The sequence below is a fragment of the Marinobacter persicus genome (assembly GCF_900114155.1).
Taxonomy (GTDB): domain Bacteria; phylum Pseudomonadota; class Gammaproteobacteria; order Pseudomonadales; family Oleiphilaceae; genus Marinobacter; species Marinobacter persicus.
Window position 1 is genome coordinate 1 of the sequence record NZ_FOSC01000005.1, and the last position, 14,313, is coordinate 14,313.

At 56.9% G+C, this 14,313-nt stretch carries 11 protein-coding genes; 7 read left to right on the forward strand and 4 right to left on the reverse strand.

Annotated elements, in window-relative coordinates:
- The first annotated feature begins 1,890 nt into the window (after positions 1 to 1,890).
- Together BMZ63_RS06315 and BMZ63_RS06320 are read left to right on the forward strand one after the other, a co-directional pair.
- On the forward strand, positions 1,891 to 2,397 hold the full coding sequence (locus BMZ63_RS06315; protein WP_071547856.1) for a hypothetical protein: 507 nt from the start codon (positions 1,891 to 1,893) through the stop codon (positions 2,395 to 2,397).
- Positions 2,398 to 2,413: 16 nt separating this feature from the next.
- Positions 2,414 to 2,968 (forward strand): GNAT family N-acetyltransferase, encoded by a 555-nt coding sequence (locus BMZ63_RS06320; RefSeq protein ID WP_227663545.1) that lies wholly within the window; start codon positions 2,414 to 2,416, stop codon positions 2,966 to 2,968.
- A gap of 549 nt (positions 2,969 to 3,517) precedes the next feature.
- Here BMZ63_RS06320 and BMZ63_RS06325 read toward each other — a convergent pair.
- Entirely contained in the window at positions 3,518 to 4,126 is a 609-nt protein-coding gene (locus BMZ63_RS06325; RefSeq protein ID WP_091703219.1) for a MiaE family protein, read from the reverse strand.
- Positions 4,127 to 4,381: 255 nt separating this feature from the next.
- Here BMZ63_RS06325 and BMZ63_RS06330 point away from each other — a divergent pair, with 255 nt between their 5' ends.
- Positions 4,382 to 6,976 carry a bifunctional aconitate hydratase 2/2-methylisocitrate dehydratase gene (locus BMZ63_RS06330; protein ID WP_091703787.1) on the forward strand — a complete coding sequence of 865 codons (2,595 nt, stop codon included), beginning with the start codon at positions 4,382 to 4,384 and terminating at the stop codon, positions 6,974 to 6,976.
- Between the two features lie 79 nt (positions 6,977 to 7,055).
- Here the strand turns inward: BMZ63_RS06330 and BMZ63_RS06335 are convergent, their stop codons facing one another.
- On the reverse strand, positions 7,056 to 7,937 hold the full coding sequence (locus BMZ63_RS06335; protein ID WP_091703222.1) for a LysR substrate-binding domain-containing protein: 882 nt from the start codon (positions 7,935 to 7,937) through the stop codon (positions 7,056 to 7,058).
- A gap of 136 nt (positions 7,938 to 8,073) precedes the next feature.
- On the opposite strand from BMZ63_RS06335, the gene BMZ63_RS06340 reads away from it, so the two are divergent.
- Together BMZ63_RS06340 and BMZ63_RS06345 are read left to right on the forward strand one after the other, a co-directional pair.
- Positions 8,074 to 8,844 (forward strand): ferredoxin--NADP reductase, encoded by a 771-nt coding sequence (locus BMZ63_RS06340; protein WP_091703225.1) that lies wholly within the window; start codon positions 8,074 to 8,076, stop codon positions 8,842 to 8,844.
- Positions 8,845 to 8,855: 11 nt separating this feature from the next.
- Entirely contained in the window at positions 8,856 to 9,836 is a 981-nt protein-coding gene (locus BMZ63_RS06345) for a hypothetical protein (RefSeq protein ID WP_227663543.1), read from the forward strand.
- 9 nt (positions 9,837 to 9,845) lie between these two features.
- On the opposite strand, the gene lpxH is transcribed toward BMZ63_RS06345, so the two are convergent.
- Both lpxH and BMZ63_RS06355 read right to left on the reverse strand, forming a co-directional pair.
- Positions 9,846 to 10,571 (reverse strand): UDP-2,3-diacylglucosamine diphosphatase, encoded by a 726-nt coding sequence (gene lpxH, locus BMZ63_RS06350; protein WP_091703228.1) that lies wholly within the window; start codon positions 10,569 to 10,571, stop codon positions 9,846 to 9,848.
- Complete coding sequence (locus BMZ63_RS06355; protein ID WP_091703231.1) at positions 10,568 to 11,068, reverse strand: peptidylprolyl isomerase; 501 nt, start codon at positions 11,066 to 11,068, stop codon at positions 10,568 to 10,570. The genes lpxH and BMZ63_RS06355 overlap by 4 nt, the downstream gene beginning before the upstream one ends.
- Positions 11,069 to 11,234: 166 nt before the next feature.
- Between BMZ63_RS06355 and BMZ63_RS06360 the strand changes: the two genes are divergently transcribed.
- Together BMZ63_RS06360 and cysS are read left to right on the forward strand one after the other, a co-directional pair.
- Positions 11,235 to 12,914 carry a glutamine--tRNA ligase/YqeY domain fusion protein gene (locus BMZ63_RS06360; RefSeq protein WP_091703234.1) on the forward strand — a complete coding sequence of 560 codons (1,680 nt, stop codon included), beginning with the start codon at positions 11,235 to 11,237 and terminating at the stop codon, positions 12,912 to 12,914.
- Positions 12,914 to 14,296 carry a cysteine--tRNA ligase gene (gene cysS, locus BMZ63_RS06365; protein ID WP_091703237.1) on the forward strand — a complete coding sequence of 461 codons (1,383 nt, stop codon included), beginning with the start codon at positions 12,914 to 12,916 and terminating at the stop codon, positions 14,294 to 14,296. The genes BMZ63_RS06360 and cysS overlap by 1 nt, the downstream gene beginning before the upstream one ends.
- Positions 14,297 to 14,313 lie beyond the last annotated feature (17 nt).

The window sequence follows — 14,313 nt, forward strand, 5'->3', positions numbered from 1 at the left end:
GGCGTTAATGGCAAAGGCTCCGGCCTTTTGGGTGGCCGTGTGCCAGTGGCCTTGGTGCCGGGCTTGGCAGCCAAACCCGCTTAGTCTGGTGAGCACCAAGGCCAGCAGAGTCCGCGTCCGATTTGGCAGCTTTAATCGTCAGCGGCGTTGGTAGCAAAATCGGTGTTCGTCGTTTTGGGCTGTCCGCCGAAATTTAAGTCAGGATCTGGTACCTTTGAGTACAGGTTCATCCGCCGCTGGCTTGGCGGTGGTTTCAAACAAACGGTATCGGCGTGAGCCGGTGCAAGGTAACGGAGTAGGCCGTCGCGGTCAGTGCCAGGGAGCAGGCAACGTCAACACCCTGCCACTAACTAGCCGGTCAACCGGACGCCAAAAGCGTGCCGCTTTTGGTCCCCTCCGCTGGCGCTCCGGCGCCGGTTACCTTCGCGTTAATGGCAAAGGCTTCGGTCTTTTGGGTGGCAGTGTGCCAGTGGCCTTGGCGCCGAGCCGGGTAGCCAAACCCGCTTAATCTGGTGAGCACCAAGGCCGTCAGAGCCTGCGTCTGATTTGGTTGCGTCACTCAGCAACAGTGTTGGTAGGAAATTCGGTGTTCGCCTTTTGGGGCTGTCCGCCGACAATTTATTCTGGATCTGGTACGTTTGAGTACAGGTTCATCCACCGCAAGATTGGCGGTGGTTTCAAACACACCGTACCGGCGCTAGCTGGTGCAAGTAACGGAGTAGGCCGTCACGGTCAGTGCCAGGGAGCAAGGCAACGTCATAACCCCTGCCACTAACCAGGCGCAGCAGTTCGCGGCCGATGGCCGCCGGACGCCCTTTACGTGGCTCCTTCGTCGCCACTCCAAGGTCGCCGCTGTGCTTCGGCGTTAATGGAATGCCTATGATTGGAACATTGGAGGATCTAAAGGCCAAGGTCGACGAGTATTGCTCTCGCTATCGGCATCCTGAGATGGCTAGTTTTAGCTCCGGGCCTCTATACGATCTATTTCCAGAGCAAGAGAGTGGCGTATTTAGGGCTGAGTATCGCTGGAATGACACTTGGCCAAGCAATGGTAAAGCTGGCATTTATGCGTTCCTCGATGTTGACGGTCACGTGGTCTATATAGGGAAATCTTCAATGAAGAGTTCAGTGAGCGCTCGGTTGAGTTCCTATTGCCAATATGGTCCAGGTAAGTCGTGTCAGTTGAAGCAAGACCAATGGAAGGTGCAGCCGCGGTACGTATGGATTGTGGGCGTCCCAACCGAAACACCATTCGAGGCAGCCGCTCTCGAAGAATTTTTGATCCGAGAAATTACAACGTCGGACAACGTGAACGGGGTTTCAGCATCGCATTAACAAGGCGCATCAATTCGCGGCCTGCGGCCGCCGGACGCCCTTTACATTGCGGCTGCGCCTCCATTCCAAGGGCGCCGTTGTGCGCTGGCGTTATGCAATCAAGGAGGACAAGTTACGTGATCACTGACCGAGAAACTGAACTGGCTGAGCGACTAATCAAGCTACATGACGGAAGGAGCTATCGGGAACTCCAAGAAATGTCGGCGCTGCCTAAGGACCCGAATGACGATGGGAAGATCACTGAAGACATGTATCTGGATATGTGTCGGGATATAGAGAACGAAATGGGTGCGTTGGAAAGCATCGAGTCTATAGATTGCCTACCGAGAAATGAGTCCAAGTTGACGTTGTGGAAGGCGAAGTACAGCAAAAGTGATATCAAAGTGTTTTGGGCGATTGGATTCGACTCGGAGACACTGAAAGTTCAAGACGTTTTGGTCCAATGGTAAATGCATAACAAGGCCAGTCACGGCGACGTCTACTACATTGCGGCTTCGCCTTCATTCCGTAGCCGCGCATGCTGGCTGGCGTTAAAACGTAAATACAGGAGGTCACATGCAACGGATCGCAACACAAATTACTCTGCGGGTTAATCTGCTCTTTCTATCCTTGATTCCTAGCATTGCTCTTGCCGACAACTCGGCTCCTGAAGACTATCTCGCCAATAAAACGCTGGTGTTGGAGGTTCGGTATTGTGAGTGTCAGGCTACACAATCGGATAGCTTACCCTCTGATTTATTGCCAAGCTTTCTGGAAGAATCGAGACTTTTAAGGGTTAGCGTATCGAGCAAGGATAAAGGCTTTGCCTCTTCCAGTGAGTTGTCCATAGGTTATGAACTCAAGCCAATCATGGGCTCGTCCGGCCAATTCCAGTTCAACTATGCTGGCAATTACACTACAAGCAATGGGAGCAATGGGAGCAATGGGAGCAGTGTTGGCAACGGGGAGTTGGTGTTGGTTCAGGGGCAGTGGGTCAATCTTTTCGGCTCACAGCATGAGAATGAAACTGGATCGCAACACAGCAACGTTGCGGTGCGGCTGGCTAACCCCGGAGGTTCCTGATGGTAGGTTTTAACCAATGCAGGCACGGCGACGCCTACTACATTGCGCCTTTGGCTCCATTCCGCAGGCGCGCATGCTGCAAGCGTTACATGGTGAGGTCGGCCTTATGATTCCAGTGAAGCTGAGGGATCTTCAACAGAAAGATAAGACGGCTGTTATGTCGATGCTTCGAGATCCTGAGGTCATGCGATTTCTTGGGCCGGGTCGCGCCCTGACAGAAGATGAGGCGAATTCTTGGTTCGAGAGTGCTCTCACTAACCCAACTCGCTTTGCTATTGCAGAGGCTGATAAAGATGAATTTATCGGGTTCTGCGGTATTAAGCAGATAGATGGCGTTTTCGACTTCGGCTATTTCATCAGGTCGGAGTTTTGGGGAAACGGGATAGCTGCCAAGGCTTGCGAGTTGGCGGTTGAAAGGCTATCCACAGAGTTCGACCTCGATACCGTTCAGGTCTTCATCGCGGACGATAATGTGGCCAGCAAGAGAGTGGCCCAAAAATTGGGTTGGCAGGCCACGCACAGTGGTTCTAAGGATGGAGAGTATGGCGGATACTATCGAATCACCATGTAACAAGGCGGTCAACCGGACGCCAAAAGCGTGCCGCTTTTGGTTCCCTCCGCTGGCGCTCCGGCGCCGGTTACCTAAGCGTTATTCCGAAATCTGAACGTTCGCTTTGCGACCAAAGCTACGGGCGGCCAATTTATTGTGGCATCCTCCAGCTACAGTATGAGTATGGTGGTACGACCATTGCTCACTTTTAAGCATCCCCGAGGAAGTTATCTGTATCTGTGCTCTCACTGGATCACATCGCTGGTCGTGAAATACCTCGGGTGAATCGCCGCTTGCGGCGAGAGGGCAGAGCCCTTGGAGCAAGTGCTCCTATTTTTACACACCAAATTACATACCGTGTAAAAACTAAAAATGCCCCAAAAGCCTTTGCTTATGGGGCATTCACTCACTCACCAACAGAAGTACACAAAATTCACTATATACTCACGAATGGAGCCCCTTTTCTATTGTTAGCCACGAAAACCACGAAAGCACACGAAAAGAGCTTCGCTCTAACCAGTCTTTTTCTTTTACCTTTCGTGTTCTTTCGTGGATTTCGTGGCAAAAAAATCAGTTTGTTAGAGGCCCACTGTGGAACCGGAACTCGGTATCCGGCGCTTCGATCAGTTCCTTTTCGATCGCCAGGAATTCCGCCACGCGCTGATCCACCGGGCCACCGTGGGCCTGTTCGGCGAGTTTCAGGTAATCCTGGTAATGGCGGGCTTCGGATTTGAGCAGGCTGTTGTAGAAATCCGCCAGTTTTTCGTCCAGATAGGGTGCCAGTGCCGCGAAGCGTTCGCAGGAACGGGCCTCGATAATGGCGCCGACAATCAGGACGTCCACCAGCCGCCCGGGGTCCTCGCCCCGGACTTCCGCCCGCAGGCCGGCGGCATAACGGGCGGGGGACAGGTGAATGTACTCCACGCCGCGTTTTTGCATGATCGCCAGCACCTGCTCAAAGTGGCGCAGTTCTTCCCGGGCCAGGCGTGACATCTTGTTCAGCAGGTCCACGTTGTCCAGATACCGGTACATCAGGCTGAGTGCCGTGGAGGCAGCTTTCTTTTCACAGTGAGCGTGATCGATCAGCAGAAGATCCTGGTTTGCCAGGGCGTTTTCGATCCAGGCCTGAGGTGTTCGGCAGGGCAGGAAATCGTGAATCTCTTGCAGGGCGTCGGTCATGGTTCTAACCCGGTTAAATGGTAAAGCTTGCGAGTATATCGCAGCTAACATCTTACTCCGACCTCTGTCCAACTTAACTTTATACGGGTTTTCCTATAGAATGCAGCGCCAGTTAATGGGAGTCTCTGAATAAATCCTGAAATCAGTGGTTGGTTTGAGGTGTTATTCAGAGGCTCCCGCGGCCTTTACCGCCAAAAACTTCCCGCAGGCTGATGCCTATAACGCGGGACATTCCAACTGATGAGGGTCCATATCGTGTTAGAAGCCTATCGTGAACACGTTGCCGAACGTGAAGCTCTGGGTATTCCCCCGAAGCCGCTGAATCCTGAGCAGGTTGCCGGTCTGGTAGAACTGCTGAAAAACCCGCCTGCCGGTGAAGAAGAAACCCTGGTTTACCTGCTGGAAAACCGTGTTCCGCCGGGGGTAGACGAAGCCGCTTACGTAAAAGCCGCCTTCCTGTCTGCCATCGTTAAGGGCGAAGCCTCTTCTCCGCTGATCAGCAAAGAGAAAGCCGTGCAACTGCTGGGCATGATGCAGGGCGGTTACAACATCGAGACTCTGGTTGATCTGCTGGATGACAGCGAGCTGGCCAAGCTGGCCGGTGAAGAACTGAAGCACACCCTGCTGATGTTCGATGCCTTCAACGACGTGAAGGAAAAGATGGACGCGGGCAATGCCGTGGCCAAGGAAGTGATCGAGTCCTGGGCCAACGCCGAGTGGTTCACCAGCAAGAAGAAGGTTCCGGAAAGCACCAAGATGGTGGTTTTCAAGGTAACCGGCGAAACCAACACTGACGACCTGTCTCCGGCTCCGGATGCCTGGTCCCGTCCGGACATCCCGCTGCACGCCCGCGCCGCCTATAAAATGGAACGCGACGGCCTGAAGCCGGAAGAGCCGGGTGTCACTGGCCCGATGAGCCAGATCGACGAAATCAAATCCAAGGGCCTGCCGGTTGCCTTCGTGGGTGACGTGGTAGGTACCGGTTCTTCCCGTAAGTCCGCCACCAACTCTGTTCTGTGGTTCTTCGGTGAAGACATCCCAGGCGTGCCGAACAAGCGTGCCGGCGGTGTGTGTATCGGTAACAAGGTTGCCCCGATCTTCTTCAACACCATGGAAGACGCCGGCGCCCTGGTATTCGAGGCACCGGTTGACAACATGAACATGGGCGACGTAATCGAAATCCGCCCGTACGAAGGCAAGATCCTGAACGAAGCCGGCGAGACCATCTCCGAGTTCTCCCTGAAGTCCGACGTGATCCTGGACGAAGTTCAGGCCGGCGGTCGTATCCCGCTGATCATCGGTCGTGGTCTGACCAACAAGGCCCGTGAAGCACTGGGTCTGGGCGCTACCGATATCTTCCGCCTTCCGAGCGATCCGGAAGCCGGTACCAAGGGCTTCACCCTGGCGCAGAAGATGGTTGGCAAGGCCTGCGGTCTGGAAGAAGGCCAGGGCGTTCGTCCGGGCACCTACTGCGAGCCGGAGATGACCACCGTTGGTTCCCAGGACACCACTGGTCCGATGACCCGTGACGAGCTGAAAGATCTGGCGTGTCTGGGCTTCCAGGCGGACCTGGTGATGCAGTCATTCTGTCACACCGCCGCTTATCCGAAGCCGGTTGACGTTGAAATGCAGCACACCATGCCGGACTTCATCCGCAACCGTGGCGGTGTTTCCCTGCGTCCGGGCGACGGTATCATCCACTCCTGGCTGAACCGCATGCTGCTGCCGGACACCGTGGGTACCGGTGGTGACTCCCACACCCGTTTCCCGATGGGCATTTCCTTCCCGGCCGGTTCTGGCCTGGTAGCCTTCGCCGCTGCCGCTGGCGTTATGCCGCTGGACATGCCGGAATCCGTGCTGGTTCGCTTCAAAGGCGAAATGCAGCCGGGTATCACCCTGCGTGACCTGGTACACGCCATTCCGCTGTACGGCATCAAGCAGGGCATGCTGACCGTTGAGAAGAAGGGCAAGATCAACGAATTCTCCGGTCGCATCCTGGAAATCGAAGGTCTGGAGCACCTGACCGTTGAGCAGGCGTTCGAACTGTCTGACGCCTCCGCCGAGCGTTCCGCCGCTGGTTGTACCATCAACCTGTCCGAAGAGTCGGTTGCCGAGTACCTGCGTTCCAACATCACCATGCTGCGCTGGATGATTGCCGAAGGTTACGGCGATCCGCGTACTCTGGAGCGTCGTGCCCAGAAGATGGAAGAGTGGCTGAAAGATCCGAAGCTCATGCGTGCTGACAAAGACGCCGAGTACTCCCACGTGGTTGAAATCGATCTGGCCGACATCAAGGAGCCGATCGTGTGCTGCCCGAACGACCCGGACGACGCCAAGTTCCTGTCCGAAGTGGCTGGCGACAAGGTGGACGAAGTGTTCATCGGCTCCTGCATGACCAACATCGGTCACTTCCGTGCCGCTGGTAAGCTGCTGGAGCAACACAAGGGCGCCCTGAGCACCCGTCTGTGGATGTCTCCGCCGACCAAGATGGACCAGGAGCAGCTGATGGAAGAAGGCTACTTCAACACCTACGGCACTGCCGGTGTGCGCACCGAGATGCCGGGCTGTTCACTGTGCATGGGTAACCAGGCGCGGGTAGCTCCGAAGTCGACTGTGCTGTCTACCTCCACCCGTAACTTCCCGAACCGTCTGGGCGATGGTGCCAATGTGTACCTGACCTCCGCGGAACTGGCGGCCGTGGGTGCGGTACTGGGTAAACTGCCGTCTCCGGCGGAGTACATGGAGTACGCCAAGGACCTGAACAGCATGTCGAAAGAGATCTACAAGTATCTCAACTTCGACCAGATGGAGGAGTACACCAAGAAAGCAGCTGAGGCGAACGTTGCCTGAAGCGCTTCTTGAGTAAGCTCTGACAAAAACGCCAGCCTCCGGGCTGGCGTTTTTTTATGTCTGAAACAAGGTTGACACGTTAAAGAGCGCGGCACAGCTCCATCCAGCGGTCAATGCCGGCACTGCGGTATTTCTGTTTGTGCAGGATGAAATAGAACTGGCGCTCAAAAGTGCGGTGTTCCGGCAGCGGCAGGGGAACCAGGCTCCCCCGTTTGAATGCGTCCGCCAGTACCACTTCCGACAGGCAACCGATGCCGAGGTTGGTCTCCACGGCACGCTTGATGGCTTCGGTGTGTTCCAGTTCCAGCAGGATATTGAGATCCGGAAGCAGACCCTGCATGCCGCGCTCAAAACTCTGGCGTGTGCCGGAACCCTGTTCCCGCATGATCCAGGTGGCGCGGCGCAGGTCGTCGTCGGTCAACTGCTTTCGCCGGGCCAGGGGGTGTTCCGGCGCACAGAACGGTACCAGGCGGTCATGGCGCCAGGGGATCACCTCCAGCTCGGAGGATTGCAGCTCACCTTCAATCATGCCGATGTCAAGTTCAAATGCTCTTACCCGGTTGGCAATGCTGTGGGTATTGGCCACTTCCAGTGCCACCTTCGGGCGGGTAGGGGTATTCATGTATTGGGCCATCACGCCCACGGCCAGATAGTTACCAATGGTTAAAGTGGCGCCGACTTTCAGGGCCCCAACCTCGGAATGCCGGCTCAGGGTCTGTTCCAGCTCCTGCGCCTGCGCCAGCAGGGCTTCCGCTTTCGGGCGGTACAGGCGCCCCAGTTCGTTCAATTGCAGGCGTTTGCCAACGCGGTCAAACAGCTGGATATCGAACTGGTTCTCGAGCTCCTTCAGGGCGCTGCTGGCGGCGGACTGGGACATGGCCAGGTATTCCGAGGCGCGGGTGATGTTCTGGAAGCGGGCGGCGGCCAGAAAAACTTCGAGTTGGCGAAAACTGAATCTCATGAGCGGGCCTTTAAAATCGATTCTCTCGAATAAGGTTATGGGGATATCCCATTTCATCGATAGGTTAGCTTCAGGTTATACTTAACGCAATTGATATTCACTTTTTGCAATTTCCGTTCTTTCGGATGAGGTCAGTATGAGCAACCTGATTACAGAAACCGTAACAAGCGTGCATCACTGGAACGACACCCTGTTCAGCTTCAAGACCAGCCGCGACCCAGGCTTCCGGTTCAAGAATGGGCATTTCGTGATGATCGGTCTGGAGACGGACGGCAAGCCGCTGATGCGCGCCTACAGTATTGCCAGCGCCAACTACGAGGAAGAGTTGGAGTTCTTCTCCATCAAGGTGCCGGATGGTCCGCTGACGTCCCGCCTGCAGAAAATTCAGCCGGGCGACGAGATTCTGCTCAGCAAGAAGCCCACCGGCACCCTGGTCATGGATCATCTGTTGCCGGGTCGTAATCTGTGGCTCATCAGTACCGGCACCGGTCTGGCGCCGTTCATGAGCATTATCAAAGACCCGGAAGTGTACGAAACCTATGACAAGGTCATCCTGACGCACGGCGTGCGTTACGTCTCCGAGCTGGCCTATCAGGAAGAAATCGAAGCGTTACCTAAAAATGAATACTTCGGCGAGATGGTTGAAGGCAAGCTGCATTATTACCCGACGGTCACCCGCGAGCCGTTTCGTAATGAAGGCCGGCTGACCGATGCCATGAAATCCGGTAAGATTACCCGCGATCTGGGCATGCCGGATTTTGATATCGAACAGGATCGTTTCATGATCTGCGGTAGTCCGAGCATGCTGAAAGATACCTGCTCTATCTTGAACAACATGGGCTTCAAGGAAGCCCGTGGTGGTGATCTGGGCCACTATGTGATCGAGAGGGCCTTCGTGGAACAGTAAGGACAACCGCTTTGCCGCGATTATTGCTGTCAGGATTATTGATTGTTCCGCTGTTTCTGGCGGGGTGTGGTTCGGGCGCGTTCAAGCAGGACGCGCCCGATGTCGTTGTGGTGGACTCTCGCGACGGACAAACACCTGGTCCAGAGTCCGGCGCGGATGAGTCCCGCCAGGAGCAGCCTGAGTCCACCGGGAAGCCGGCAGAAACCGGGGTGGACGAACCTCGCCCTCCCGCCGGGCCTGCCATTGAGCTGTCGCTGACCGCGGAACAGCTGCGCTGGGTGGGAACCCAGATTTACCTGAACGAATGCGCCGGGCGCTTCCGCTGTCTGGTGCACTGGAACGAAAACGAAGCCTTTCCCTCACTGGGTATCGGGCATTTCATCTGGTACCCGGAGGGTGTGGATGAGCCATACCAGGAGAGCTTTCCCGCCCTGATTGATTTCATGGTCGACAATGGTACCCAGGTGCCCGGTTGGCTGACCGAGCTGGAGCCCTTTGAAGCACCCTGGCCGAACCGCGCTGCCTTTATTGAAAAAGAGAGTGGCGGGCAGGTGCAGGCGTTGCGGGACTTTCTTTCCAGTACCCGAGGCCAACAGGTACGCTTTATTTTCCAGCGGGCCAGTGCGTCCCTTGGAAAGGTGCTGGAAGCGGCCCCGGCTGCGGAGCGCGAACGTGTGGCCGGCTACCTCGAGGCCCTTGCTGAAACCCCGGGTGGCACCTACGCGCTGATGGATTATGTGAACTTCAAGGGTGAGGGGCTGGAGCCTTCGGAGCGTTACCAGGGGCAAGGATGGGGCTTGCTGCAGGTACTGCTCGCCATGGAGCCAGAGCCGGAGCAGGCGGTGCTGGACGCCTTTCGGGATGCTGCCGGCCGGGTGCTGACCAGCCGGGCGGAGAATGCCGACAATCCGGTTGAACGGGAGCGCTGGTTGCAAGGCTGGCTGGTGCGCCTGGAGACCTACCGCGAGCCTCCCCAGGCGCCTTTGCTGTAAGCGCCGGGCTTACAGCGGCTGCTTGTGCAGTTCCGGCTCTTTGCCGGGCTCTGCCGTCAGCCACCAGATGTTTTCGTCCCAATCACCGAGAACAATCCGTTTGGCCGGCTGGCCATTGGCCGTCAGGTCATGGATGGCGGGGCGGTGGGTGTGGCCGTGAATCATCCGCTGAACGCCGTGGGCTTCCATCTCCCGCACCACTTCTTCCGGTGTCACATCCATGATGGCTTCCGCCTTGCCTTGGTTTTTTGCCATGGACATGTCCCGCAGTTGGCGGGCCATCTTCTGGCGGTCTTCCAGCGGCCGGGCCAGCATCATTTTCTGCATTTGTGGATTGCGCATGTTGGCTCGGAACTTCTGGTACTCCTCATCGGCGGTGCACAGGCTGTCGCCGTGCATCAGCAGGGTGGGCGTGCCGTATAGATCAATCACCGTCGGATCATCCAGCAGGGTGGCGCCGGCGCGCTGACAGTAATCCTCTCCAATGAGGAAATCCCGGTTGCCGTGCATCAGGAATATCTCCGTGCCACGGTCACAGACGGCTTTCAGCGCCGAGGCGACCTGCTCCTGCAGCGGCGTGCGCTCGTCGTCGCCAATCCAGGCTTCAAAGAAATCACCCAGTATGTACAGGCGCTCGGTGCCCGGCGTTTTTTCGTCCAGAAAGCGCAGAAACGCGCCGGTGATGTCCGGGCGCGTTTCTTCCAGGTGCAAATCCGAGATAAACAGCGTGCTCACGCGTCCTCCAGAACCTCGGCTTTTTCGATCACGATGTCATTCTGCGGGACATCCTGGTGGCCGGCGTTCATGGTGGTGCGGGTGGCGCGGATCTTGTTCACGGTATCCATGCCTTCAACCACCTTGCCGAATACGCAATAGCCCCAGCCTTCTGCGTTTTTCGCGGTGTGATCGAGAAAACCGTTGTCTTCAACATTAATGAAGAACTGGGCAGTGGCCGAGTGCGGGTCCATGGTGCGGGCCATGGCAATGGTGCCGGCCTTGTTGCTCAAGCCGTTGTCGGCTTCGTTCTGGATAGGCTCGCGGGTCTTGCGCGGTTGCATGCCTGGCTCAAAACCGCCGCCCTGGACCATGAAGTTGCTGATCACGCGGTGGAAGATCAGACCGTCATAGAAGCCGTCACGAACGTACTGTTCGAAGTTTTTCGCGGTTTCCGGGGCCTTGTCGTAATCGAGTTCCAGTTTGATATCACCGAGATTGGTTTGCAGCAGAATCATCAGGGGTTCCTGTGGTGTGAGTGCCTGTTATTTGGATGAAGGCCGCCATTGTACTGAAGAGTTTCTGGTGATGCATGAGTCTGGCGCCATTTTGTGAGTATAATGGATGGTTTCACGGAGCCTCCGGATAAGCTCCCTTGATCCATTCCCTGTTGACAGAGATTGTATGAGCGCCGAGTCGAAGAAAGCCCATAACTTTATCCAGAGCCTGATCGAAGACGCCATTGCCAAGGGTGAGCACGCCGGCAAGGTGGTCACCCGTTTCCCGCCGGAGCCGAACGGCTACCTGCATATTGGTCACGCCAAGTCCATTTGCCTGAATTTCGGTATCGCCGAAACCTTTGGTGGCGAATGTAACCTGCGCTTTGACGACACCAATCCGGAGAAAGAGAGCCTGGAGTACATCAACGCCATCAAGCAGGACGTTGAGTGGCTGGGCTACGAATGGGCCGGCGAGGTGTGCTACGCCTCCGATTACTTTGACCAGTTGTATGCGTTTGCCGAAGAGCTGATCGAAAACGGCAAGGCCTACGTGTGCGCCCTGGGCGCTGATGAAATGGCCGAATACCGGGGTACCCTGAAAGAGCCGGGTAAAAACAGCCCCTACCGGGACCGCCCGGTGGAAGAAAACCTGCAACTGTTCCGTGACATGCGCGCTGGTAAATACCAGAATGGCGAGCTGGTGCTCCGGGCAAAGATTGACATGGCCTCGCCCAACATCAACCTGCGTGACCCGATTCTTTACCGCATTCGCTACGCCGATCACCACCAGACCGGCGACAAGTGGTGCATCTATCCGATGTATGACTTCACCCACCCGATTTCCGACGCACTGGAAGGCATTACCCATTCCCTGTGCACGCTGGAGTTTGAAGACCACCGCCCGCTGTACGACTGGGTGCTGGACAACATTTCCGTGCCCTGCCATCCGCGCCAGATTGAATTCGCCCGGCTGAACCTGAACTACACCATCACCTCCAAGCGTAAACTCAAGCGCCTGGTGGACGAGGGCGTGGTGGAAGGCTGGAACGATCCGCGCATGCCCACCATCTCGGGCATGCGTCATCGTGGCTACACGCCCGAATCCATTCGCAACTTCTGCGACATGATTGGCGTGAACAAGGCCGGCGGCACGGTCGACGTGGGCATGCTGGAACACGCCATTCGCGAAGATCTGAACACCCGCGCCCCGCGCGCCATGTGTGTGATGCGGCCACTGAAAGTGACCCTCACCAACTATCCCGAAGGCCAGACCGAAACCCTGAGCCTGCCGGTACACCCGCAAAACCCGGACATGGGCCAGCGGGAAGTGCCCTGGAGTCGCGAGCTGTACATTGACAGGGAGGACTTCGCCGAAGAGCCGCCGCGCAAATGGAAGCGTCTGGCGCCGGATCAGGCGGTGCGCCTGCGTGGTGGTTATGTGATGACCTGCCGTGAGATTGTTCGTGATGACAGCGGCGAGATTGTCGAGCTCAAGTGTGAGTACGATCCGGACACCCTGGGTGTGAACCCCGAGGGCTACAAGCCCAACGGCGTGATTCACTGGGTGTCGGCGGCCGACAGCGTGGAGGCGGACATTAACGTGTATGACCGGCTGTTCAACCACGAGTCACCAGACAGCGACAAGGAAGGCGATTTCATGGATCACCTCAATCCCGAATCCCTGGTGGTTCTGGAAGGTGCCCGTGTCGAGCAAAGCCTGGCCGAGCCACGCACCGACCTGCCATATCAGTTCGAGCGTGAAGGTTATTTCTTCTGCGATCCGGTCAAAACCGAAAAAGCCGGCAAGCCGGTGTTCAACCGTACCGTGACCCTGCGCGATTCCTGGGGCAAGGGAGGCAAGTAATGCGCATCTACAACACGCTCACGCGCCAGAAAGAAGAATTCAAACCGATGGAGCCGCGCAGGGTGCGCATGTACGTGTGCGGCATGACCGTGTACGACTACTGCCACCTGGGCCATGCCCGGGTGCTGGTGGCCTTCGATGTGATTACCCGTTACCTGCGCCATCGGGGTTACGATGTGCACTATGTGCGCAACATCACCGATATTGATGACAAGATCCTGGCCCGCGCCGAAGAAAACGGTGAAGTGTACAGTGATCTGACCGGGCGCATGATCAGGGCCATGCACGAGGACGAAGCCAGGCTTGGTGTTTTGTCGCCTGATGAAGAGCCACGGGCCACCGCCTACATTGACGATATTATCGCCATGATTCACCGGCTGATTGCCTCGGGCCACGCTTATGAGGCGGCCAACGGTGATGTCTATTTTGCCGTGGAGTCTTTCCCGGATTACGGCAAGCTCAGCAAGAAAAAGCTGGATGACCTGCTGGCCGGCGCCCGGGTCGATGTGCAGGAAGCCAAGCGCAGCCCGGCGGACTTCGCCCTCTGGAAAGCCGCCAAACCGGGTGAGGTCAGTTGGGATTCACCCTGGGGGGAGGGGCGTCCTGGCTGGCACATCGAGTGTTCCGCCATGTCCACCAAGTGCCTGGGTGACACCTTTGACATTCACGGCGGCGGGCCGGACCTGATGTTCCCGCACCACGAAAACGAGATTGCCCAGTCCGAATGTGCCACCGGCCACAAGTTCGTGCACACCTGGATGCACGCCGGGGCCATTCGGGTGAACAAAGAGAAGATGTCCAAATCCCTCGGCAACTTCTTCACCATCCGCGAAATCCTGGAGAAATACCCGGCCGAGGTGGTGCGCTACTTCCTGGTGTCCAGCCATTATCGCAGTCAGGTGGATTACTCAGAGGACAATCTGGAGGAAGCCGGTCGCACCCTTAGCCGTCTTTACCATGCTCTGCGTGGGATTACCCCGGCCAAGGAAGGTGCCGTGCCGGAAACCGAGTTTGACCGGCAATTTGCCGAAGCCATGGACGACGATTTCAACACCGCTGGCGCTATCGCTGTGCTGCACCAGGTGGCGAATGAAATCAACCAGTTCCGTCGTGACGGCGATACCGAGCAGGCCCATCGCAGTGCCGCTGTGCTGGTGCGCCTGGGTGGCATTCTCGGGCTTTTGCAGCAATCACCGGATGCCTTTTTCCAGGCGGATACCGGCGAGCTGAGTGCGGCCGACATCGAGGCCATGATTCAGGCCAGGGCCGATGCCCGTAAGGCGAAAAACTTTGCTGAAGCCGACCGCATCCGGGATGAGCTGCTGGAAAAAGGCATCATCCTCGATGATTCCCGCGAGGGTACCAGCTGGCGCCGGGCCTGATCGGCAGCATGGCAATT